Raw genomic sequence first — 23,790 nt, 5'->3', positions numbered from 1 at the left:
TCGCCGGTTAGTGTCGCGCCGTCGAATGTGACAAGCGCCTGCGGCTCACCGCTGGTCGATTGCTGTGGATCCACGCGAACGCCGGGACCGGCTGGATCGACAAGGAACAGCGCCGGGCCATTTACGGTCATCGCCGTAACCAGAATCGCTGCGGCCTGCGCACCATAGGGCACGGCCACCTTGGCACCGCTCAATCGCCAGCCATTGCCATCGGACTGAGCGCGCGTGGTCGGCAACATCGCATCGATCCCGCCTACTTCCTCGATCGCGGCGGTGATTATTGACTGTCCCGCAATAACCTTTGGCAGCCACGTTTCTTTCTGTGCAGCACTTCCGTGACGATCGATCGCCACCGCCCCCAGCGCGATTGTCGCAGTCAATGGGATCGGTGCAAGCGTCCGCCCCTGTTCCTCGAGCAGCAGGCCAAGTTCAACCATCCCGAGACCAAGCCCACCGGCATCCGCCGAGATAGCGAGGCCCAGCAGGCCAGCATCCGCCAGCGTTGTCCACAGCCCGGCGTCGTAGGATGCAGTGCCGGCGGCAAATTGCTTCAGGCTCTCATCGGTCACGGCATCGCTCAGGATACGGGCCGCGAGATCGCGCAGTTCGCGCTGGTCGTCTGTCAGGGTGAAATCCATGGACGGTCCTTAGGCGAGACGGAAAGCAGGGAGCACATAGTCGGGCTCGACCTCGACGAAATCGACGGTGACCGCACGGCCAATGGCGACGTCTTCGGGCTTGGCGTCGATCATATTGGCAACGATGCGGACGCCTTCCTCCAGTTCGACCAGCACCACAGGGAGTGGGTATTCAAAGCCCGGCATTCTCGGCTGATGCACGACAACGAAGCTGTGGATAGTGCCGCGACCGCTGGCCTCCACAATGTCGAATTCGAGCGACCCGGTTACCGGGTCCATCGGCCCCGGCGGGTGACGCAAGCGACCACCGAATGACTGAAAGAGCAGCTTGCGATTGGACAGCCCTTCCCAGAAAAATGCGTTGTCATGAGTGATCGCAGGTCGAGGATGCGCGACAACGGGGCCGTCCGTATCCGTGGGTTCGACAAGCTTTGGCTGGGCGAGATTCGGTTTGAACTTCAGCACCCGAAACGTCATCGAACCGAGCGCATCGCCATCCTGATTGGTGAAGTCATAGGCCAATGTGACGAAGTGACCGATCCCCAGCCCGGTACGCTTTTCGTCCGAAACGTCCGCGACGCTGGGTGTTGAAGTGACCACATCGCCGATGCGCAGATAACGCGCATAATGTTGCTTTACGTTGGTCGCGACGACACCAGTATAGCCAGCCGCATCGAACAGATTGAGGACCGGCATATTCTCTTCGGAGGTTCGGCCGCCGGGCCGATAGGGTGCCATCGCCCACACGTCGAGCATCGCAGGCGGAGCCACGATACCCGGATGCCCCGCCGCCCGCGCCGCAGCATCGTCATAATAGATCGGATTGGTCTCACCCATCGCCTCGCACCAGCGGCGGATCATTGGCAGGTTAACGGCGTCGCGGGCGACGGATGGTGTGTTTGCCGCACGCCCAACCCATGCGCGTGCCTGTTCGAGAAGCTCGGCCATCAGCGCGCCGCCCTTGGCATACCGAGGCCGATTTGTGCCACCATATCGCGCAGCACCTCGGCTGTGCCACCGCCAAATGTGTTGATCTGGCACTTCCGATATTCACGCTCGATCCGCCCACGCAACACTGCTCCCGGCGATCCGTCACGCACCAGGCCGACGGGGCCAAGCACGTCGAGCAACAGACGCATGACCTTGATCACACCCTCGGTGCCAAAAACCTTCAGGCCACTGGCAAGATCGGCGCGGGTCGATCCATGCGCCACCTCCGCCGCAACACGATTGCCCATCACGCCGACCGCACGGAGTGTTGCATAGGCTTCACCCAGCGCAGTTTGCACCCAAGGCACATCGACGAGCTTGCCGTCGCCCCCGCTGCAGTTCCGCGTGCCCAGTCTACCACCTGATCGAAACAGCCGTTCGCGCCATAAGTCAGCGCGGCAAGGCCGATGCGTTCGTGGTTAAGCTGTTCGGCAATCAATTTCCAACCACCGTTGACCTGACCAATGACCATGTCGGCGGGAACACGCACGTCCTCGTAATAGGTGACGTTGGTGCGGAAGCCCCCAACCGTCCAGATCGGCGTGACGGAGAAACCCGGCAGTTTTGCATCCATCATCAGGATGGTGATGCCCTTATGCGGAGGCGCATCCGAATCGGTGCGGACCGCGAGGAAGACGAAGTCTGCCCCCTCTGCCCCGCTGGTGAATATCTTCTGCCCATTGACGACATAATCGTCGCCGTCGCGCACAGCGCTCGTCTTCAGATTGGCGAGATCGGTTCCAGCACTGGGTTCGGAATAGCCGATCGCAAAGATCAGGTCGCCGCTGGCAATCCTTGGCAGAATATCGCTTTTCTGTGCATCGGTGCCGAGCCGCATGAGAGCAGGGCCAACCGTATTGACCGTGACGAATGGAAATGGAGCATCGGCCAACACCAGCTCTTCGAGCAGAATTTTCTGCGTCAACGGATCAAGGCCGCGACCACCATATTCGACCGGCCAGCCTGGCGTCAGCCAGCCGTCCCTGCCCATCTGGCGGATCACTCCGCGATAGGCTGGACCGCTTTCCGCATTGAGCGTCGCGGCACGGACTTTGGGAGTCATGATACCGTCGAGATAGGCGCGAAATTCGGCGCGCAATGCCTTTTGTTCGGGGGTGAAATCAACGTGCATGAGCTTCAGCTCCTTGGAAGGGCAGTATCTTCAATCGATCGAGTGACTGGGTGGTGAGTGGGACGTAGCTTCCCGCCTCGGTATCAGCGACGAACAGCGGGTCACCACCGGTGGCAACGGGATCATAGCCTTCGTGCTGAGACTCGACCTTACGCAGTTTGAAAGTGGTGGTCATGTCCGCGACCGAGGTCAGTCGCACGAACAGCGGCACCGCATAATGGGCCAAATGGGACTGTGCGAAACGATAAAATCCTTTGGGATCGAACGCGACGCCATCGGGATAAGTCAGCGCGACCATCCCGGCTCTCCCCTCCGTCGCCGGAATGCTCACACCATAGACGTTAACGACCGACGGCCCCTCGAACGCCGACAGGATCGTCTCGACCTCCGCCGTCGACACGTTCTCACCCTTCCACCGAAAAGTATCGCCGACCCGGTCGACGAAGAAGAAATAATCATCCTCGTCGAAACGCACGAGATCCCCCGATCGGAACCAGCAATCACCCGGCGTAAACAGGTTACGGATCAATTTGGCCTCGGTTGCCTCAGTGGACGTATATCCCTCGAAAAAACCACCAACCCCGGTGCCATCAAGCACCTCGGCGACGATCTCTCCGGCTTCATGGGGCCCGGACTCCACATGCTTGCCTGCCGCGTCCTGAACATGCTCGCCGCGCTCGACGTCGTACTTCAGGATGCGGATGTTGGTGGCCTTCGGATAGGGTAGTCGCCCGACCGATCCGATCCGGTTATCGACATTGGTGATGCCGTAGTTCGCCTCGGTCGATCCCAGCCCCTCGATGACGTTGCTGACGCCGAACCTCTCCATGAAAGCGGCCCAGACATCGGGCTTCAGCCCCGCACCGGTCATCACACGTAAATTATGGTTGCGATCGTCCGGCGCTGGGGGAGTCGCCATCAGGTAACGTACGACCTCTCCAATATAGTAGAATGCGGTAATGTTATGCCGCCGTACGTCCTGCCAAAAAGCGGTGCGACTGAACTTTCGCCGCAACACGAACGGCCGTCCGGTTGCCAAAGCAACCGAAGGCACCACCATGCCCCCGCTCCGTGATAAAGCGGCAGCACGCAATACATCGTGTCATCGGCACCGAACTCCATCAGTCCGGTCATCATCTCGCCCGCGTTCAGGAAACGCATGTGGCTCATCTTGGCGGCCTTCGGCAGCCCGGTCGTGCCCGATGTAAAAATTAGATAGAGAGGGTCGGCCATCACAACACCGGCTCTGGTCACCGGATCGAGGTTAGCAGGCGAGGCCAAATTCATTTCCGTATTGAAATCGCGCCAGCCGTTCGCTGAGCGATCGGCACCGGTTTCGGACTGTTCGAAAACCAGATCGGGCAAGCTACCGACTGGCATTCCAGCAACCGCATCGGCAAGTTCGGACCCAACAATCAGCGCCTTGGCACCAACCTGACGCAAAGCATGACCGAGAATATCGTCGGTCGCGGTCGTGTTGACGAGTGCCGTCACGATGCCCGCCTTCGCAAGCCCCAGCCAAATCATCACGAACTCCGGACGGTTGAGCATCAACAGCGCAACCACGTCGCCCTTGCCCAATCCCGTCGCCACAGCCGCATGTGCCACGCGGTTGGCGCGTGCGTTCATCTCGGCATAGCTGATCGACTGTTCCTCAAAGAGGATGAACGGCCGGTCGCCAGCGTCGATGGCCCGCTCCTCCAGTCTGTCGGCGGTCGTATAGGGCAGATCGCGCGCGAATTTGGCGACGCGTGTATAGCCACGCATCAGGCGCACCATCGATTCCTCGCGCGAGGGGACGACGAAGCCCGTCATGCCACGGCCATAGGCTGCACACGGCGGAGAAACGGCACGATCGCCCCCAGAAACGCATTATTATCGTCGCCGACAACCATATGATGCGCGCCCGCAATCGGTGCGACCTCGGCATCCGGGAGCAGCGCCCGAAACCGGGAAGCGCCCTCAGCCGAGACTATTTCGCTGTTCGTACCATGCAGCAGCATCAAAGGTGCGCGGATTGCCTGCGCAGCGTCTGAGAGCCGCTCATTGATTTTGTCCATGTCCCAGCCCTCCTGCGGGCGAACGAAATTGGGATCCCAGTGCCAATACCAACGGCCATCGACTTTTTTGCGAAGATTGCGGGACAGGCCATCGAGCCGCTCAGGTCGGGGACGATGCGGAAGATAGCCGGAGACCGCATCGGCTGCCTCCTCGATCGTATCGAAACCGCCAGACGTGCCGCGCATGAAATCGACGACCTGCTCACCGCCGCGCTTTTCCATCCAGGGAACGATATCGACGAGCACAACGGCGGCTGCCGGAGCCTCTGGCACTTCGCCAACCGCCAGCAACGATGCCAGTCCTCCGAGTGAGGCACCGATCAGCACGGGTGGGCGGTCGAGCGTCGCGATCACCTCTCGCAGGTCATCGGCGAAGGCATCCAGCGCATAGCGCCCATCGCGGGACCAGTCGCTATCACCATGACCGCGCATATCGAGCGCAATCGCCCGAAACCCCTCTCGCGCGAGAGCCTCCCCCGATTGCGCCCAGGATCCCCGGGCCTGACCTCCACCATGAAGCAGAAGCACCGGTGCGCCCTGTTCGGGTCCATAATGCGTGGCAAAAAGCTTCAGGCCATCCCTGACGGTATAATCCCGGATCGATGCGGCTTGCATAACCATCGTCAAGACCACAGCGCCGATGCAGCAAAAGTATCGACCATTCGCGCACCGCGTATGCCAAGGTGCGTGCGCGCATCGTCAGGAGTCATCCCGAACACATCCTCATAACGCATCATATAAATCGGATCAGATTCACGCCCGACCTTTGCACCACGCTCTATCGTCTCCTGCACGATCAGCCAGGTCTGCGGATAGTGCAGCACCGCGCGAGTAATGATGCGTGTCGAGCCGAGGATCGAAAACGCAGCAAGCTCTCCTGCAAGTTCGGGACTAAGGTGCACGAACAGGTTCGTCAGGCGCATGTAATAGGGGACGAGTTCACCGATGAAGTCGAACCCGCCGCCGCCAAGGATATGCTCCAGATCATGGACCTGTCCCGAACGTAGCTGGAAATATTCATAGTCGTTGCGCGGGGTGAAATTTGGCACGATATCGACTTGGAGATCGTTGTCGACAAGCTGACGATAGAAAATACCGCCGACCGTATCTGCACCATATTTGGCAAGGTCTTCGCGTCCAAAGCTCGATGAGAAACGTTCCGCAAACCATGCATCGAGCACTGGATTCCGCGCACGCTCCTCCGCGATCAGGCTGTTGATGCGGTCGATATCCTGAATCTCGCGCAGGATCATCACGAGCTGAATCGAATCCGATGGCGTCGGCACGTCAGGACCATTGCGACGCAACATATGCGTCGCCACCCAATCGCGCAGCCGCGGATCGTTCAGATAGCGCGACGAACTCACCATCGTGCTGCTTTCGGTCGAAAGTGGCACGATCCCTTTCATCAGGTAGGAATAGTCGTTCATGCCAAACTCTCCGTGGGTTCCGGGACGGCTCGTGCGGCCAGGGTGGCGGGAATGGGTATCGGAAAGCGCATGATGACCTGCGCCATGCCCTTTGCGGCAGGATCGAGTCCGCGACCGCGTAAAATTCCGCCATCGAGTGAATCATGAACGACGAAGTTCAGCGCCGACAGGCCCGGCACATGAAAACGATCGGCCTTTGGCGGCGTGCCCGCTCGCCCGAGATGGGCATACCAGTCACCAACCGACTCAGGCGTCATTGCGGCTGCAATCCACGGCAGAAATGCCGGATCGCGCGCAATCACGGCAACATTGAACAGGCCGCCCTTGTCGCCGCTGCGTGCCCAGGCGAGACGGATCAGGTCGACCGGAATAAGTGTTCCCGGATCATCGGCAGTCTCAGGCGGTTGCGGCTGTACAGGTTCCGTCATGCGACCGACGTGGTTCGCCACCTGCCAGCTCTCGCCAGCCATGGTCACTGTCGCCGTCACCTCTTCGCGGGGGGTCAAAAATGCGAATATCCCGGTCAGCGGCAGCACACTGGTCGCAATGTTGATGCCGGTGCCAACCGACATCGTTGTGATCCCTGAAGCCTGTTCACGAGCGAATAGGCCAGCCCCTTCCATCGTGGGATGATCGGCGCAGATCTTCAGGACGACCTCACGCGCGCCCGATATCCGGGCATGTGCGCCAAAACTCGCTTCTTCGCCGATGACCGCAACGGCGGTGTCGGTGAAGTCCGCCATGTTGCGGCCGCGCAACAGCGCGCGTGCACGTGCGATCAATGCATCGCCCTGCCGCCGCGCCTTTGCCCCCGCCTCCTCACCGATGATCGGTTGGTAACCGATCGCTCGCCAACCTGCTCCATGAGTAACGCTGGCTTTCAGAAAAGGCGTCCGGAACCTTCCCCGCGCCCCACTGACGTGAACCCGGTTCGGCGCTTGCTGTGTGAGCCGCACATCGCTGAAATCGCACGACACGTCGGCCACCACATAATCGGACGGGTTACTGACTTCGTAGAGCAACTGTTCGGCCACCGTGCCGACCGAAACCAGACCACCAGTGCCATCGGGCTTGGTGATGACCACACTGCCATCGGCGCGACACTCACCAATCGGGAAGCCAATCGTCTCCCAGCCTTCCACAGCTCGCCAGTCGGTGAACGTGCCGCCGGTAATTTGCGTGCTGCATTCCAGAAGGTGACCAGCCAGCGTCCCGGCTGCGAGTAAGTCGGTATCGGTGGCTTTCCAGCCGAATTCATGGATCAACGGGCCAAGGACAATCGCGCTATCGACAATGCGTCCGGTTATTACGATGTCCGCGCCACGCGCCAATGCTTCGGCAATCGGAAAGCCACCGAGATACGCGTTGCAGGTAATAACGTCGTCGGGGAATTCCGCACCGGTGAACATATCCTTCACGCCGCGCTGACGGAGTTCATCCAGTCGCGGCAGCAAATCGTCGCCGGTGACTGCTGCAACCTTGAGCGACAGCCCTTCGGCAGCGATCCGCGCTTCGACGGCACGTGCCAGCGCCAGCGGGTCCAGCGCCCCGGCATTTGCGACCACCTTGATCCCCTGGCGCGCAATCTCGCCCAGATGGGGGCCAACATGGACGGACAGAAAGTCGGGCGGATAAGTCGCAGCCGGATCGGCCTGCCGCATGCGCCCAAGCATTCCCATGCTGCCTTCGGCAAGGTAATCGAACACCAGATAGTCGAGCACACCCGCCGCCAGCAATTGTGGCACGCCAAGCGCGCTGTCGGCGAAATATGCCGATCCTCCGCCGATCCTGATTATGCGTTCGCTCGCCATTTCATCCCTCTCGGATTGTCATTCTTCATAGCCGCAGATCGGATCTATCGGGCATGTTCTGAATGTTCCGATCGGCGCATCGATGTTTCGATCTAGCCATCAAAGCAGCCGTCTTAACGCCAGTGACGACTTTGACGGATCAATTGATCGTGGTTGCCTCGCTTCTGAACCGACCCGGCGTGGTGCCCGTGGCGCGGCGAAAGGCGAGCGAAAAACTACTGGGCGAACTGAAGCCAAGCTGATCCGCAACCTGCTTCAGGGGAACACGCGTCTGGCCCAGCAAAACCCGCGCGCGGGCAAGCCTTGCCTCCTCCACGAACTTGTGGACAGTACGGCCTGTGCTCTGTTTGAACGTGCGCGCCAGATGTCCGGGACTTACATCAACCAGAGCGGCGAGATCGGCGATACGGAGTGGGCCACCATCCGCAGCGTGCACAAAATCCTCGATTCGTCGCAGCTGCCACGGTGCCAGAGTGCCTCGATGCCCCGTTTCGCGTCGGTTTGTAAGATCGAAATAGCGTGCAAGATCAACCTGCAACACAGCAGCGAGCCCATCGATCAACACGTCCGACCCGAACCCAGGACGCGTAACTTCGGCCGCCATTCGCTGCATTGCGCTGCGTACGTTTGCATCGCGGATATCGGCGCACATCGCCAAGTGGCGCTGATCGTTCCTGTCAAAACCTTTGGGCAGGATACCGTCAGCCATCGTGCAAACCGCAAGACGTCGTTCACCGCCAGGGCCCATCGCGCTGATCGAAGTATCCGATGGGACGATCATCAGACCACCGAGCGGAACCATGCGACTGGTCGTGGATGCAGACCGGTAAAAACCCTCCCCACCCGGAGCATTACTGGAAATTAGTGCCAGCACATCCGGCCCCGGCGAGCGCGTATGATGCGAAGGCGTTTCAAAGCGATAGGTATAGACATGCACGCGCGCCCGCGCCGTCCGCAGTTCCGCATTCGCCATGGCATTGCCCATATCGGTCTCTCCTTATCCATCTAACGCGGACGATGCCCAAAGCTAGCGCAAGTCGTTATAATTAGCTAGAGTCAGCGATAGTTTGCGTAAATATTAGCAAGACTGACAATCCTATCATTGCCCTATCGATCGTCAATAAAACGAATAATTATGTCATAATGCGTATCTTAGAAGAGTTTAGCTTACGCGGTTTAGCTTGACATCATTCATCACGCCTCTCTATGCGTGACATAATATCGCAATCGCCCGGACGATCGATCGGGGAAGCTAATTAGGGGATAAAATATGTTGCTCGGCAAGGCTCGTTTACTGGCGTCCGCTGCGTTTGTTTCGGCAATGGCAGTCGCATCCGGCGCTCACGCCCAGACTGCGCCGGTTTCCACCACCGCCGAGCCAGTTGCGCCAAGTGTCACTGCAGAAAATGATGGATTGCAGGACATCGTTGTTACTGCGCGTCGCCAGTCGGAATCCCTGCAGAAGACGCCGATTTCGATCACTGCGCTCGACTCAGCCGCTCTGGACAAAATCAATGTGCAGTCCGTCGAAAAAGTCGCGCAAATCGCGCCAAACCTCGTCATCAGCCAGCAATCCTCATCGCTTTCGGCCGCGTCGATCAATATTCGCGGTATCGGCCAGACCGATCCATCTCTCGGGCTGGATACAGCCGTTGGCATCTATCTCGACGGCGTCTATGTCGCGCGCAGTGCTGGCTCGATCTTCGATCTGGTGGACCTCGAGCGCATCGAAGTCCTGCGCGGGCCACAGGGCACGCTGTTCGGTCGCAACACAACAGGCGGCGCCATCCAGCTCGTCTCGCGAAAGCCGGCCGACACATTCGGTGTCACGTTGAAGGGCGGCTTTGGCACGCGCAACAACTTGTTCGGCCGCGTGCGGGTCGACACCGGCGACTTGGGCAATCTGCCGATCTCAGCCGCATTCACCTATTATCATCGCCAGCGAGACGGCTATTTCGACAACACCCTTACGCCTGCAAATAAAGATCCCGGCGCGCTCAACGTCAATGCCTTCAACGCCGCATTGCGAGGCGACTTTAATGCTTTCCAGATTTCCTACGCCTTCGACTATGATCACCGGACCGGAACACCCGGCTTTTTCCAGACGGTGGCACTCAGCGATGCGGCGCGTGCCTATTATGGTAACTCGGCCTCGCTCGGCGGCGCTCCGCTCCAGTTCGTCGGCCCCGACGAACGCCTGACATCGGGTCAGCAACAGCCCGGCGTCGGAAATCGCTATACGTCGAAGACCGTAAGCCAGGGCCATAACCTCACGGCATCCTACGAATTTTCCCCAGCGTTCACGCTCAAATCGATCACCGGGTACCGCAAGCTGCATCTCGACAATGTGCTGGGCCTGAGCGGTCAGGGAGATCTCAAGGGGCTGGTCCTCAATCCAGTGACCAACGCGGTGTCTGTCCAGTCGGTTACGCCGTACAACGGTTATAACGGACCACAGGATCAAAAGCAGTTTTCCGAGGAAGTTCAGGCTCTCGGATCGTTCGGGGACTTTAATTACGTCCTCGGCGCCTATTATTTCCGCGAGAAGGTTTCGGAAGATAACCATCAAATGCTGACGTTCATCCTGAACGCTGGCACGCCGCAGGCGCCATTTTACCTTGGCATCAACCTCGCTCCCGAGGCAAAATATAGCCAGATCTCCAAGTCCGCCGCCGGGTTCGGCCAGATCAGCTGGAAGCCAAGCGCACTCGATAAGCGCCTCGAAGTAACCGGCGGCATTCGTTATACCGAAGATCGCAAGAGCATATTCCTGCAGAACAGCAGCTTTGGCGTATCTACGATTGTCGGACCACCACGCGGCGCGGTTAAATTTCACAACACGTCGTTTATGGGGTCGCTTAGTTACCAGCTAACCGACAACGCTCTGGTTTATGCCAAGGTATCGACGGGCTACAAATCCGGCGGCTTCAATCCGCGGGCAGACGAACTAAACTCGTTCGATCCGGAAAAGCTCGTTTCGTACGAAGCGGGCATGAAACTGGACCTTCTCAACCGTCACCTGCGGATCAACGGTGCCGCATTCTATAGCAAATATGACAATTTGCAGGTGCCCCAGTTTGCCGCAGGCAGCGGCGGCGCATCGACCCTGCTGGTCAACGCCGGCAAGGCCGATTTCAAGGGTGTCGAACTGGAAGTTACGGCGCTGCCGATGCGTGGACTGACATTGTCGGGTTCACTCGGTTACACCAGCCCGAAATATAAGCAGTTCCTGTTCGTCGATCCGGCCACCAACGTGGTCAGCGACATTGCCAGCACTGCACGATTCCCGAACGTCGCAAAATTCAACTCCAACGTGGCAGCCGAATATGCGTTTGATCTGACTGCTGTCGGACAGATGTCAGCCCGGCTTTCCTATTCCTATCGCAGTCACGTATATTTCTATCCGAACGATGCCGTGAACCCCTATCAGCACCTGGTTGACTCGTCTGCGACCAACACAGTCGATGCACGTCTCGCGCTGACCGACCTGACGCTGGGTGGGCGCACCAAGGCCGAGATCGCGATAAACGGAGAAAATCTGTTGAACGAGAACCAGGTGCTCTACGGTATCGATTTCGGATCGCTGGGCTTCGGCGGCAAGTTCTACGCCGAGCCGCGGCGGGTCTCGGTCGAAGTCAAAGTGACCTATTGAACGGAGATCAGCCAATGAACTTCGCCGGTAAAACAGCCGTCATTACCGGTGCCGCCAGTGGTATCGGGCTAGGCTTGGCGCACGAGGCGGCACATCGCGGAATCCGCCTGATTCTCGCCGATCGGGATGAGGCAGCACTGAAGGAAGTAGCGAGTTCGCTTCCCGATACGCTGGCGATCCCGACGGATGTCACGGACTCCGTCGCGGTGCAGGCGCTGGCAGACCGTGCATTCGATCACCTTGGCACGGTCGACCTGCTGTTCAACAATGCCGGGATCATGGCGACCGGTTTCACTTGGGAAATCGAGCCAGCGCGCTGGGATGCGTCGCTGGCAGTGAATGTCGGTGGCGTCCTTAACGGACTGCGCGCGTTCGTTCCCCGGATGATCGCTGCGGGCACACCCTCGCGGATCGTCAATACAGCTTCGGTCGGCGGCTTCGGACCGAGCCCGTTGATGAGCCCGTACAGCGCCACGAAGTTTGCGGTTGTTGCCCTTACCGAGGCGCTGAAGGGCGAACTCGACATGATTGGCGCGCCGATCGCTGTCAGCCTGCTCGCGCCGGGTCCGGTGCGGTCGGCGATTTTCGATGATCCTTTCGGTGGCACCGCGATCCACCCCGCAACGACACAATTCGTCGACACCCTCCGCGACATGATCGCCACGCACGGGATGGACCCGCAACCATTCGCGGCAGCAGTGTTCGACGCGATCGCGCGCGGCGACTATTGGATCGTCCCCCAGCCGGAGGCGCTCGATCCTATGCTCGAACGCCGCCACCGGATGATTATGGACCGAACGCAGCCGGATTTCAGCCTGGGTTGAGGATCAGGTCGGCCGCCTTCTCGCCAATCATTATCGTTGTCGCATTGGTGTTGCCGCTGACGATAGTCGGCATCACCGAAGCGTCTGCAACCCGTAACCCTTTGATGCCGCGCACCCTGAGCGCACCGTCGACGACCGCGCCCGGATCTCCGTCCACCCCCATCCGGCAAGTGCCGACTGGGTGAAAGATTGTCGATGCGTGCGCGCGCAGCCAAATGTCGAGCGCAGCATCGTCCGCAATATCCGGGCCGGGTTCATCCTCGCCGATCCGCCACGGCGCCAGCGCCGGTTGCGCGCCGATCTGTCGTGCGATGCGGATTGCCGCCCGAAGCGTGGCGAGGTCACCGGGCGTAGCGAGATGGTTGGGATGTATAGCAGGCGTGTCAAACGGGTCCGCGGATCGCAGCATCACCTCCCCCGGCTTTCCGGATGAAGCGCGATCATGTCGATCGAGAAACCATCGAAAGGCTGCATCCCCTTCAGACCGTGATTGACCATCGCCCCTGGAATGAACTGTATCTGGACATCGGGCCGGTCAAGTTCGGGACGTGTCCGAATGAACCCGCCCATTTCCAGCGAATTTTCCGCACCGAGGCCATCATGGCGAAGCAGATAGCGAAGCCCAACCAACGCAGCACGAAAGCCCTTGGTCTGCGACCACAACAGCGGCAGGCGTGACCGATAAGTGACCGCGACATCGACGTGGTCCTGCAAATTGCGACCGACACCGCGTAACCCGGCAACGACCGGGATACCGAACATGGCAAGCTGGTCGGGGTCACCGATTCCCGACAAAGCCAGAATTTGCGGCGACTGCATCGTTCCCGCACACAGCACGACCTCTGCGGTCACCGCGATACGGCCCTGCTCGCGGGACTTGCCGTGCGCGTATTCAACTGCAACCGCACGGCCACCCTCCACGACGATCCGCGTCACATGGATGTCCGTTCCGGCTACCAGATTCGGGCGTTCGAGCGCAGGCAGCAGAAAGGCGCGCCGAGCACCACTCCGCCGGCCCCCTTCGATATTGACTTGATAGGGACCGACACCATCCTGTGTCGCACCGTTGAAATCCGGATTGTGCGGAAACCCGGCTTCGACCCCTGCTTCAATAAACGCCGGGTATATCGGCGCGCGTGATTTACCAAAGCGAACATGCAGGGGACCGCCCGAACCATGATACGCGTTTGAATCCTCCGGCCCATCTTCCGATCGCCGAAAATAGGGCAAGACATCGTCATAGCCCCAGCCCCGCAGGCCCATCTGCCGCCATTGGTCGAAATCGGCGGCATTCCCCCGGACATAAAGCATTCCGTTGATTGACGACGATCCACCCCAGCCCTTGCCCCGTGGCACCGACATACGACGGCGATCGAGTGTTTCGACAGGCTCGGATTCGAATGCCCAGTTGCTGGCGTTCGCACCGCGCATCAATGTCGCCATCCCCGCCGGCATCGTCGTCATCAGGCCATCGTTGCGACCGCCCGCCTCCAGAACCACGACCTTGTTGCGAGGATCGGCGCTCAACCGATTGGCAAGGACACAACCGGCCGACCCGGCACCGATCACGACGTAATCGGCGCTCTCTGGCAACGCGCGCGCCATCAGGCTGCTCCCGACCCGGACATATCGATCTCCATGATCGCATCTGTCCCGTCCCAGTCCGCGGTGGCAACAATGCCAGCATCGATCATGGCGCGCATATCCGCGCCCTCAATCAGTTCGTACAGAATTTCAGGTTCCACCGGCGAATTGAGATAGGCGACACGCACGGCAGCACTGGTCGCGGTAAATACAGGCTTCAATCCACGCGCTTTGGCCGCAGCAAGCGCGACGTCCAGATCATCAACAAGCCATGCGACATGATGAAGCCCTGATTTGGGTCCGGTGGTGTCGATATAGGGAGAAGCGTCGGTTCCGCGCTGCTGGATCAACTCGATTTGAACACCGTCCTGATACGCGAGCGCGACATCCATGGTCACCTGGGTCGGATGACCGCGATAGTGACTGTTTAGGACGGAGCCGCGAAAAACCGTCCAGGGGCCCTGCCCCAAACCGGCAATGCGACCTGCGACGGCTGCATCCAGATCTGCAACCACATGACCGATCTGGACGATCGGACCGAACAAAGCCTGTGACATAACCTCTCCCGTCGCTCGCGCTCGAATCGAGTGCGGCATATTTGTCATTACGCGTAACATAATGATCTTTGAATTACGCAGTTATTGTCATAACGCCACAAAAGGTCATAAACGCGCCAATAATATGAACAAACAAGAGAGGATTCTATAAACATGAAAAGATTGATGAGCCTTGCACTTTCGGGATCAGGGCTAATAGCCATGTCGGTCGGCTCAGCTCAGGCACAGGAGCAGGCCCCGACAACAGCGCCCGCACAGGCGGCTCCGGCCACGACTGGTGATACTGCTGGCTATGGCGTGGAGGAAATCGTCGTCACCGCTCAGCGCCGTGCAGAAAATCTTCAGCAAACGCCGATCGCGATCACCGCCCTCACCTCGGCGGCACTTCAGGCATCGGGAATCACCGGCCTGACCGGCGTGGTACAGGCCACGCCAAGCCTTTATTTCGCGCCATATCCAAGTTCGAACACGACGCTCGTGCTGTTCATGCGCGGACAAGGCATCGGTGATCCAAACATCATAACCAAAGATGGCGGTGTAGGCCTTTATGTCGACGGCATTTACCAGTCGCGCCCACAGGCATCGACTTTCGATCTTGCCGATGTCGAGCGGGTCGAGGTGCTGCGTGGCCCACAGGGCACGCTCTACGGCCGTAACACGACGGGTGGCGCGGTGAATATCATCAGCCGCAAGCCAACGGGCGAATTCGGTATCGACGGCCTCGCCTCTCTCGGCAACCTTGGTTATCGTCGTGCACTGGTGAACCTCAATTTGCCGGAGTTCGCCAATTTTAAGGTCAAGCTGACTGGCCTGTACAGCAATCGTGATGGCTGGGCGAAGAACGCGACCGATACCGCGGGAACGCCGGATGCTCATGATTTCCAGGCAGATCGCAAATATGCCGTCCGCGGTGCCGTGCGGTGGACCCCGAGCAGCGACGTAACCGTAGATTATTCGGGCGATTACAGCGAACAACGCACCACCCCGGTACGCTACATCACCGACAGCCCCCTCGCGCCGCTCCTCAACCCCGGATATAACTCGGATGTCGAGACTGCCTATCGCCCGGTTTACCTTCCCTACAGTAAAGTGAAGTCGGATGGCCAATCGCTGGTTGTCGAATACCGGCCGAGCGATTCACTGGCTTTAAGGTCACTGTCCTCGTACCGCCATATCAAAGTCGGCACATATCAGGATTATGTCGAAGCGTTTTTGGCGCCGTTCTCCGCCTTCGACGATATCCGTTCAAAGACTTACACGCAGGAACTCCAGGCAGTCGGCAATCTGGGCACTTCGATCAAATATGTCTTTGGCCTTTATTATTTCAATGAAAAGGCGAGCCATCTTGAGCTAGCCGACATCGGCACCGGCATGCCGGGGCAGCAAGTGCAAGTGGACCGTTTTACCACGGCCAAATCGGTTTCGAAGGCAGCCTATGGTCAGGTCACCTGGACCCCGGAATTCACCGGCGGCATGGTCGATTTCACGGTCGGGGGACGCTATACCAAGGATAGTCGTGATGCCGATCGGACACTTAGCCGCTCGTTCTTCACCGGCATTGTTTCACCTCTGGCAAACCGACGCTTCAATGGCGCTGGTACATTGACTCCGCTCGGCACATTGGTGGGCGAAACCCATGTCGCCAACTCGAAGTTCAACCCTTCGTTCACCGCCAGCTTCCGCCCGGTCGACAACGTCTCGCTCTACGCAAAGGCCGTGACGGGATATAAAGCGGGCGGATCAAACGAATCCTCACCGACGTTCACCCGTACGTTCGGGCCAGAATCGGTCACCAGCTACGAACTGGGCCTGAAGAGCGATCTACTCGACAGGCGGCTGCGTATAAATCTCGCCGGGTTCATCGCCAAGTACAAGAACCTGCAACTCGACATCTCTGCCGACGCGGCGGACGCTTCGTTGTCCGATACCTTCAACGTTGGTCGTGCGACTGTGAAAGGACTGGAAGCGGACGTCACGGCAGTGCCGGTCAATGGACTGACGCTTCAGGCGAGCTATTCCCGCATCACTTCCAAAATCACCGATGTGCTTGCTCCAGCCGGTTCGATCTTCGATCCGGTCGTCAACCCTGCCACACCGACAGTCGTAGGCCAAAATATCAGCGGTTACTTCGTGCTGCCGTTCACGCCCAAGAACAGCGTGCGCCTGTCGGGCGATTGGGAAATCGGCGAAATTGGGCCGGGCAAGCTTACCGCACACGCGGATTACACATGGAAGGACAAGGTTTACACGACCGCAGGCGATGGCCCCTCGGTACCATCTGGTCGTGATGCGCCGGTCAATGCGGCGTATTCGCTGGTCGATGCGCGGCTAACCTATCGGATCGATCGTGGCGAAAACCGGTCCTTCTCGGTTGCATTGTGGGGCAAGAATATCCTCGACAAACGCTACCCCGGCTTCGTGATCGGATCGGGGTCGATCCTCACCGGATATCCGTCACAGGCTATCTCCTATGGCGATCCCGCGACTTACGGGATCGACTTCGGCTTTTCGTTCTAACCCAGAACCGGAAGCAGACCGAGGTCGGTGAGCCGCGTCAACATCGCACGCTCACCGACCTCCCCGTCATCAGCGGGTTCCAGTTCAAGTTCGACGAGACCGCGATATTGGGCCCGGTCGAGCGCCGCTGCGATGGCAGTCCAGTCAAGATTTCCCGCGCCGGGCTCCACTCTCCCCGGCACATCGGCTGCCTGAACCATGCCGAGCCACGGTGCCGCCCCATCGATCGCGGCGATCACGTCGTCGCCGTGGAGTGCGACGTGGCCGATATCGAGGTTCATCAAAACTGCCGGATGATCCACAGTGCACACCAGTGCACACGCATCTTGCCATTTTTCGATTAACAGGCCGGGTGCGAAAGTTGGGTGGGTTGCTTCGACGCACAGGGTTACGCCGGCCGACAGCGCGCGATCGCCCTGCCAGCGGAGGTTTTCTGCCATCTGCGTGTATTGATTTGCGAGCAATTGGTCCGGATTGCGTCCCGTTATGCAGTTTATCGTCGTACTTCCGCACCGTTTTGCTGCAGCGAGACTGATATCCACCGCATTGGAGAGCGCGGTCCCACAGGTCGACCATGTCGGTTCGTTCCAGCGGAGTGGGTCATGCACGAACGACCCCATCGTGAGGCCATGCTGCGCCAGCGCGTCGCCGATCCGTTCCTGTTCTTCCGGGGAACGCAGCGTCAGGTAATTATCCGACACACCCGCAAAACCAAGTTCGGCCAGAAGCGCGATCTGCGAAACCGCGTCTCCCGAACCAGCCATATGACGAAGCAGAGGCGCATCCGGCGCCCGCACGCCAAGATGCCCGGCCAGCCGCATTCAGCGTGCCGTTTCGAGGAAGGCCAGCAGCGCCGCATTGAATGCTGCTGGCTGCTCCTGCTGGACCATGTGACCGGCTCCCTCGATAACCACGATATCGCGCAGTCCCGGCACACGCGCCCTCATCCGTTCTTCCCAGTCGGGGAAAAATGCCAGCGACGGGTCTTTGCTGCCATAAATAAACAGCGTCGGCACCGTGACATCAGCATCGGCCCATTCGCGCCCGATCGTCCAGTTGATGTCGGCGGTACGATAGGAATTGAGGCCGCCGATCATCCGCCGCATCATATCCGAGTGGTCGTAACCAGTCACGAAACCGGCAAATTCCTCCTCGCTCAACCACGGCCACGGCAGAGGCGGCGCGTCCGGCAGCGCGTCCAGATAGCCGCTGCCCTCTGACGGGATGGTCTTCCACGCCCATAGATCACCGGTCCCGCTGAGTGCGTAGAAACTGCGCTGAAGATAATCACCGAGCGCCTCGCCAAGTTCACGGTCCGCCGGGCCGACCGTCTGGAAATAATGAAAATGCACGAAATGATCCGCGGCCATAACCGCGAAACGCTCGGTCGGCAGCCGGTCGGTAAACGCCATGATCGGCGGCGTCGGATCGTCCGCGGAAAGTCGTTCCGCCGAACCAAGCAAAGCACGCCCCGCAAGATCATAGTCATAAGGAATAGTGGTGACGAGCGCCGACACCCGGTCAGGCGCGCGAACCGCCAAATTCCACGCATATTGCGCGCCGAAATCCTGACCGACGATCACCGCCGTGTCGACCCCATAAAAATCGAGCACCGCGAGGAGATAATCCTGCACGCGGTCGGCCGCATAAAGCGCGGGATCGAGCGGACGGTCGCTGCCGCCATAACCCAGACAATCAATCGCGACCGCACGCCAGCCGGCCGCTGCCAACGGTGCCATCTGATGCCGCCAGGACCATGCCAGTCCGGGGAAGCCGTGGATCATAAGAACAAGCGGACCTTCGCCAGCCTCGACCGCGCGGATCGAATGGCCGCCCACATCAATCAGGCGCTCGCGGATACCATTTGTCTGCACATATCACCCTTGTCGTTGCCACGCATAAAACGAAATTCAGATAGAATGACTAACGCTATACGTAGCCGATATGATGGACAATGGCGCAAATTGAATGCTAGGTCTCTCCCATGAGAGAGACGGTAACATTCAGCCGCGACGGCGCGATAGCGACCGTCCTGATCGACAACCCGCCAGTGAATGCCGCATCCGCTGCGGTACGGACGGGCCTTGCCGCCGCGCTCGACCGGCTCGATTCCGACGACAGCTTACAGGCGCTCATCATTCGTTGCGCAGGTCGGACGTTCATCGCCGGGGCCGACATCAAGGAGTTCGATGGCCCTCAAACGGAACCGCAACTCCCCGAATTGATCGCCCGGATCGAAGCCTCCGCGAAGCCCGTGATCGCTGAGTTGCATGGCACGATACTCGGCGGCGGACTGGAGCTTGCCCTTGGCTGCCACGCGCGCATCGCCGCCCATGATGCGCAGTTCGGCTTTCCCGAAGTGCGCCTCGGCATTATTCCGGGCGCTGGCGGCACTGTACGGACGCCCAGACTGGCGGGCCTGCCGCTGACGATTTCGCTCGCCGTTGAAGGCAAACAGGTGGGTTCGGAAGAAGCACTGGCGGCCGGTCTGATCGATCGCATCACAGACGGCGCGCTCGAAACGGCGACGGCGGAGTTTGCTCGCGCGATTGTCGCAAAGGGAGAGCCACCGCGCCGCACGCGCGATTTGCCGTCCCCTGTGGCCGACAACGAATTGCTGGACGCAGCAGAACAGACGGCGCGCCGACGGCAACGTGGTCAGGACGCGCCGCTCATCGCGTTACAGGCGATCCGTTTCGGTCTTGCGCATGATGTGGATGCAGCACTGGCCGAGGAACATCGCTTGTGCCGTCAGGCAATAGCATCACCGCAATCGTCGGCATTACGTCATCTGTTTCTGGCTGAGCGCGCCGTCGCCCGGACGCCTGGCATCAATCCCGCGACGCCGGTGCGGCCGATCAACCAGGTGGCAGTCATCGGCCTTGGCACAATGGGACGCGGCATCGTCACGACATTGGCAGCAGCCGGTCTGAAGGTCATCGCGATCGCGCGCAGCGATGAAAGCCTGACCAAGGCACGAACGGCGATCGACAAGGCATGGGCGCAGTCGGTCACACGGGGCCAGATCGACGAGCCGGCCCGTATCGACCGCGCGGACCGGGTAAGCTGGTCCACCGATCTTTCGGCAGTCGCAGGAGCCGATCTGGTGATCGAATCCGTTGGCGAAGTACGTGAAATAAAAGAAGCTTTGTTCGCTGCACTGGGCAGCATTGCAAAGCCCGGTGCCATCCTCGCCACCAACACGTCATATCTGGATATTGATGCACTGGCCGCGGCATCGGGTCGTCCGGCCGACACCTGTGGAATGCATTTCTTTAACCCCGCAGACGTGATGAAACTCGTCGAATGCGTGCGTGGCAAGGCGACCGCGCCCGATGTGGTGGCGTCGGTCATGGCCCTGTCCAAGCGGCTCGGCAAAATCGCCGTCGTCAGCGGCGTATGCGACGGGTTCATCGTCAACAGAATGCTCGCGAAACGATCGCGTGAGGCCTATTTTCTGTTGGAAGAAGGTGCCAGCCCCTGGGCAATCGACCGCGTTCTGGTCGATTTCGGGTTTCCGATGGGACCGTTCGCGCTGGGCGATCTCGCCGGGATCGATCTGCAACATACGGTCCGACAAGCGCGCGCCGATCGCCTGACTCCGCGCGAGAAGCGGGCGGACTTTGTCGATCAATTGTTCGCGGCAGGCCGTCTGGGCCGACGGAGCGGCGCGGGTTGGTACGCTTATGGTGAGGACGGCAAAGCCAAACCCGATCCCATGACCGAAGCCCTGATCGCCGCCCACGCCACCAAACACGCCATAAAGCGCGTCGAGATCACCGACGAGGAAATCCGCGACAGGCTTATCTTTGCAATGGTCAACGAAGGCGCGAGACTGATCGACGAAGGAATCGTGAGTCGCGCGCAGGAGATCGACGTCGCAATGGTCAACGGGATCGGCTTTCCACGCCACCTCGGTGGTCCGCTCTGGTGGGCTCAGGAAATGGGGCTGACCGGCGTTGCCGACAAAATCGCCCGTTTCCGCGACGAACAGGGCGACACTTATTGGCCGACGTCACCGACACTGGGCAAAGGCCAGTTTTACTGAAGCAACGATAAAACAGGAGAGAAAGATGCGCATCGACGTTCCAGCCCCCGTGCTCATGACCCCTATGGCTATGCCACCGAGCATCTTGCACCTGAGATCATGAATGCGGGTGCGGCCTTTTCAAAGGCGGTTTATCAGCATTCTCGCCTGTCGCTTCGGGAGTTTGAGGGCGGGCGTGCACGCACCGCAGAAATCAACGGATGCATCATCTGCCAAAGCTTTCGTGCGGCGCGCGATCTTGGCGGCATGTTCTCTGGAACCGGCACCCGTGGAACCGTCGTGGACAATGGCCCCGCCCCGGACGAGGCGTTCTATGCGGCAGTCACCGAATGGCGCACGTCGAAGCTGTTTTCCCCACGCGAAGCTCTTGCGATCGAATTCGCCGAACGCTTTGGCACCGAACCGAAATCTCTTGCTGCTGACGAAGCCTATTGGTCGCGTATGCGCGCGCAGTTTTCCGATGCGGAAATTGCGGACCTCGCCAACAGCGTAGCGGCGTGGGTCGGACTTGGCCGTGTGGCGCACGTCCTCGGTTTCGACGAAGTATGCCTGCCATTTGCAGCAGAAGCTGCGGAATAAGGTTCAGCGCAGCGAGTCCAGAAACTCGACCATCAGGCGGCTGACATCGTCTGGACGTTCGAGCTGGATCATATGACCGGCGCGCGGCAGCATCTCTATGCGCCGCACGTCGGCATATTGCGTGTGGATCGCGGCAAGCGGATCTTCACCATGCCATGCCTCCAGATCGACGTCGTTTTCGCTGCCGATGAAAAAGAACGGCGGTAAACTGGGTGTCTCACGCCACGCCTGACGCTGCGCCCAGCGAAGGTCCATCGCACGATACCAGTTGAGGCCGCCGGTGAATCCCGAGCGGCTATATTCCGACACATACCATTCGAGTTCCCATTCCTCGAGCCACGGCCACGGCAGCGGCGGCGTTTCTGGCAGAGCGTCGAGATAGGCCGTGCCGGGCGGATGTTTCCATACGTCGAGATAGTGGTAATCGCCGGAAAGCGCGTAAAAAACCTTGCGCAGAAACTCACGCGGCGCGGCGTTTAGTGCGGCATCGGCCGGGCCGACCGGCTGAAAATAATCAATATGGACGAAATGGTCCTTCGCCCATTCGGCGGCCTCTACCAACGGTGCCTTTGCCGGGGTGTCGGGATAGGCCGGGTTTTCCAGCGCGATGATGGCGCGGACACGTTCCGGGTGGATATAGGCAAGATCGTAGATCGTGAAGACGCCGAAATCGAGACCGGCGAACACCGCTTCGCGTTCGCCCAGATGATCAAGCAGACCAACGAGATCGCCAACCAGATGGGGCACGTCATAGGCGTGGTGATCGGTCGGTGCGTCGGTTTGCCCCATGCCGCGCATATCGGGCGCAACCACCCGCCATCCAGCCGCGACCAGTGCCGGGATCTGCCGCCGCCAGCTTAACCAAAGATGCGGAAAACCGTGGCAGAGGATGATGAGCGGACCGTCTCCCTCTTCGACCCAATGCATACCGATTCCGTTGATCCGCGCGTGATGGTGTGTCCAATCAGCCATTACTTCTCTCCCCGGACGCCTGTTTCAGGTCGTCTTTATAAATCCGCCGACAATTCCGTCTGCGGCATCGCGCAATGCTGCAACCGCCGGCTCGACCTCCAGATCGCTGCGATGGATGATCCAAAGCGCCGCCTCTGTGGTTGCAGGAGCTTCATCCGGCAGCGCCTCGAGAAGATTATCGCTATCGCCGATCGCGCGCCATAGCCACGCGCTGCCGAGGCCCGCCCTTACCGCCTCGTGCATGGCTGCGATGCCATCGACCTCCAGTCCCGGCTCATCCTGCGGCAGCGCGTTCAGGCGTGCCCATGGCTGGGGGTTGGCGAGCATCATTGCGTGGCCCCAGCCGATCGCGCGGTTGCCGGCGCCGTTGTTTGCCGTCCCTTTGCGGACATATCGACATTGTTCAAACCCGGTCAGCCGTATTCCGGCGAGGTCGCGTGGCTTGCTGCGGGCGATTGCGAAGCCGATATCCGCATGGCGTTGCTGGACCGCAGCGATCGCCTCTCGCGCGCCGACGACCTCTATCGCGATTGCCGGATGGCGCGAAAGAAAATCCGCCATCGCCGGGAGCAGCAAGGCCGCAATTCCCGCCGTCCCTGCCACCCGGATCGGCCCGGCAATCGTCCGTTCGGCATCCCCTTCTGCAAGGTCGCCGGCAAGCTGGGCCATCGCCTGTTCCATTGCCGTCGCCGCACGAATAACCGCGCGACCGGCTTCTGTCGGCTGATATCCCGTCGCCGCCTGCTCCCAAAGCGAACGTCCTGTTGCACGCTCGAGACGAGCGAACCGGCGACCAACCGTGGTCCGGTCCATGTCGAGTTTGCGCGCGGCATTGCTGTAGTCGCCGGCGCGAACCGCCGACTGAAAGACACGAACATCATCCCACTCGATCGTCATGCCGTGCATGATTGCACAGGCGGAGTGCACGTTCCAGAACCTTTGGTCGTGTTATGACGATATCAGAAATCAACGGCCGGATAACTGGCCGCCCTCAAT

21 protein-coding genes and 1 pseudogene are annotated in these 23,790 nt (G+C 59.9%); 5 read left to right on the top strand and 17 right to left on the bottom strand.

Going from position 1 to position 23,790, the window contains the following annotated elements:
• Window positions 1-104: 104 nt before the first annotated feature.
• The 10 genes and pseudogenes from D3Y57_RS21425 to D3Y57_RS15590 all read right to left on the bottom strand — a co-directional run.
• Window positions 105-638, bottom strand: a pseudogene (locus D3Y57_RS21425) (acyl-CoA dehydrogenase family protein); the annotation flags it as partial.
• A 9-nt stretch (window positions 639-647) separates the two neighbouring features.
• Window positions 648-1,586, bottom strand: a complete 939-nt coding sequence (locus D3Y57_RS15620) for a bifunctional MaoC family dehydratase N-terminal/OB-fold nucleic acid binding domain-containing protein (protein ID WP_121154062.1) — start codon at window positions 1,584-1,586, stop codon at window positions 648-650.
• Window positions 1,586-1,927, bottom strand: coding sequence for an acyl-CoA dehydrogenase family protein (locus D3Y57_RS21205; RefSeq protein WP_277873318.1), 342 nt, complete (start codon window positions 1,925-1,927; stop codon window positions 1,586-1,588). Before D3Y57_RS21205 ends, D3Y57_RS15620 begins: the two co-directional genes overlap by 1 nt.
• Window positions 1,876-2,760 carry an acyl-CoA dehydrogenase family protein gene (locus D3Y57_RS15615; RefSeq protein ID WP_277873317.1) on the bottom strand — a complete coding sequence of 295 codons (885 nt, stop codon included), beginning with the start codon at window positions 2,758-2,760 and terminating at the stop codon, window positions 1,876-1,878. Before D3Y57_RS15615 ends, D3Y57_RS21205 begins: the two co-directional genes overlap by 52 nt.
• Window positions 2,750-3,778 carry an AMP-binding protein gene (locus D3Y57_RS21200; protein ID WP_277873359.1) on the bottom strand — a complete coding sequence of 343 codons (1,029 nt, stop codon included), beginning with the start codon at window positions 3,776-3,778 and terminating at the stop codon, window positions 2,750-2,752. Before D3Y57_RS21200 ends, D3Y57_RS15615 begins: the two co-directional genes overlap by 11 nt.
• Complete coding sequence (locus D3Y57_RS21195) at window positions 3,679-4,575, bottom strand: AMP-binding protein (RefSeq protein ID WP_277873316.1); 897 nt, start codon at window positions 4,573-4,575, stop codon at window positions 3,679-3,681. The genes D3Y57_RS21200 and D3Y57_RS21195 overlap by 100 nt, the downstream gene beginning before the upstream one ends.
• The gene (locus D3Y57_RS15605; protein ID WP_239026083.1) at window positions 4,572-5,441 is read right to left on the bottom strand and encodes an alpha/beta fold hydrolase; all 870 of its coding nucleotides are present in this window, start codon (window positions 5,439-5,441) and stop codon (window positions 4,572-4,574) included. Before D3Y57_RS15605 ends, D3Y57_RS21195 begins: the two co-directional genes overlap by 4 nt.
• A 2-nt stretch (window positions 5,442-5,443) precedes the next feature.
• A complete protein-coding gene (locus D3Y57_RS15600) occupies window positions 5,444-6,250 on the bottom strand; it encodes a hypothetical protein (RefSeq protein WP_121154060.1) in 807 nt (268 codons plus the stop codon).
• Window positions 6,247-8,061 (bottom strand): acyclic terpene utilization AtuA family protein, encoded by a 1,815-nt coding sequence (locus D3Y57_RS15595; protein ID WP_121154058.1) that lies wholly within the window; start codon window positions 8,059-8,061, stop codon window positions 6,247-6,249. The genes D3Y57_RS15600 and D3Y57_RS15595 overlap by 4 nt, the downstream gene beginning before the upstream one ends.
• A gap of 139 nt (window positions 8,062-8,200) precedes the next feature.
• Window positions 8,201-9,046 (bottom strand): helix-turn-helix domain-containing protein, encoded by an 846-nt coding sequence (locus D3Y57_RS15590; protein ID WP_121154056.1) that lies wholly within the window; start codon window positions 9,044-9,046, stop codon window positions 8,201-8,203.
• Window positions 9,047-9,331: 285 nt separating this feature from the next.
• Between D3Y57_RS15590 and D3Y57_RS15585 the strand changes: the two genes are divergently transcribed.
• Both D3Y57_RS15585 and D3Y57_RS15580 read left to right on the top strand, forming a co-directional pair.
• Complete coding sequence (locus D3Y57_RS15585) at window positions 9,332-11,713, top strand: TonB-dependent receptor (protein WP_239025892.1); 2,382 nt, start codon at window positions 9,332-9,334, stop codon at window positions 11,711-11,713.
• Between the two features lie 14 nt (window positions 11,714-11,727).
• Window positions 11,728-12,537 carry an SDR family NAD(P)-dependent oxidoreductase gene (locus D3Y57_RS15580; RefSeq protein ID WP_121154054.1) on the top strand — a complete coding sequence of 270 codons (810 nt, stop codon included), beginning with the start codon at window positions 11,728-11,730 and terminating at the stop codon, window positions 12,535-12,537.
• On the opposite strand, the gene D3Y57_RS20965 is transcribed toward D3Y57_RS15580, so the two are convergent.
• Genes D3Y57_RS20965 through D3Y57_RS15570 form a run of 3 tightly spaced genes read right to left on the bottom strand, consistent with a single transcriptional unit; the run spans window position 12,524 to window position 14,678 of the window.
• Entirely contained in the window at window positions 12,524-12,946 is a 423-nt protein-coding gene (locus D3Y57_RS20965; RefSeq protein ID WP_239025891.1) for a GMC family oxidoreductase, read from the bottom strand. The genes D3Y57_RS15580 and D3Y57_RS20965 overlap by 14 nt on opposite strands.
• A complete protein-coding gene (locus D3Y57_RS15575) occupies window positions 12,946-14,142 on the bottom strand; it encodes a GMC family oxidoreductase (protein ID WP_239025890.1) in 1,197 nt (398 codons plus the stop codon). The genes D3Y57_RS20965 and D3Y57_RS15575 overlap by 1 nt, the downstream gene beginning before the upstream one ends.
• Entirely contained in the window at window positions 14,142-14,678 is a 537-nt protein-coding gene (locus D3Y57_RS15570) for a VOC family protein (protein ID WP_121154052.1), read from the bottom strand. The genes D3Y57_RS15575 and D3Y57_RS15570 overlap by 1 nt, the downstream gene beginning before the upstream one ends.
• Before the next feature lie 153 nt (window positions 14,679-14,831).
• On the opposite strand from D3Y57_RS15570, the gene D3Y57_RS15565 reads away from it, so the two are divergent.
• The gene (locus D3Y57_RS15565; RefSeq protein ID WP_239025889.1) at window positions 14,832-17,195 is read left to right on the top strand and encodes a TonB-dependent receptor; all 2,364 of its coding nucleotides are present in this window, start codon (window positions 14,832-14,834) and stop codon (window positions 17,193-17,195) included.
• Here D3Y57_RS15565 and D3Y57_RS15560 read toward each other — a convergent pair.
• Entirely contained in the window at window positions 17,192-18,016 is an 825-nt protein-coding gene (locus D3Y57_RS15560) for a sugar phosphate isomerase/epimerase family protein (RefSeq protein WP_121154050.1), read from the bottom strand. The genes D3Y57_RS15565 and D3Y57_RS15560 overlap by 4 nt on opposite strands.
• Window positions 18,017-19,069, bottom strand: coding sequence for an alpha/beta fold hydrolase (locus D3Y57_RS15555; protein ID WP_239025888.1), 1,053 nt, complete (start codon window positions 19,067-19,069; stop codon window positions 18,017-18,019).
• Window positions 19,070-19,179: 110 nt separating this feature from the next.
• Between D3Y57_RS15555 and D3Y57_RS15550 the strand changes: the two genes are divergently transcribed.
• Window positions 19,180-21,243, top strand: coding sequence for a 3-hydroxyacyl-CoA dehydrogenase NAD-binding domain-containing protein (locus D3Y57_RS15550; protein ID WP_121154048.1), 2,064 nt, complete (start codon window positions 19,180-19,182; stop codon window positions 21,241-21,243).
• 99 nt (window positions 21,244-21,342) lie between these two features.
• Entirely contained in the window at window positions 21,343-21,822 is a 480-nt protein-coding gene (locus D3Y57_RS15545) for a carboxymuconolactone decarboxylase family protein (protein WP_239025887.1), read from the top strand.
• 3 nt (window positions 21,823-21,825) lie between these two features.
• On the opposite strand, the gene D3Y57_RS15540 is transcribed toward D3Y57_RS15545, so the two are convergent.
• On the bottom strand, window positions 21,826-22,794 hold the full coding sequence (locus D3Y57_RS15540; RefSeq protein ID WP_121154045.1) for an alpha/beta fold hydrolase: 969 nt from the start codon (window positions 22,792-22,794) through the stop codon (window positions 21,826-21,828).
• A 24-nt stretch (window positions 22,795-22,818) separates the two neighbouring features.
• Window positions 22,819-23,691, bottom strand: coding sequence for a LysR family transcriptional regulator (locus D3Y57_RS15535; RefSeq protein ID WP_162987157.1), 873 nt, complete (start codon window positions 23,689-23,691; stop codon window positions 22,819-22,821).
• Window positions 23,692-23,790: the final 99 nt, after the last annotated feature.

This window comes from Sphingomonas paeninsulae (assembly GCF_003660165.1).
Classification (GTDB): domain Bacteria; phylum Pseudomonadota; class Alphaproteobacteria; order Sphingomonadales; family Sphingomonadaceae; genus Sphingomonas_O; species Sphingomonas_O paeninsulae.
This window is presented reverse-complemented; position numbering and strand designations above follow the sequence as displayed.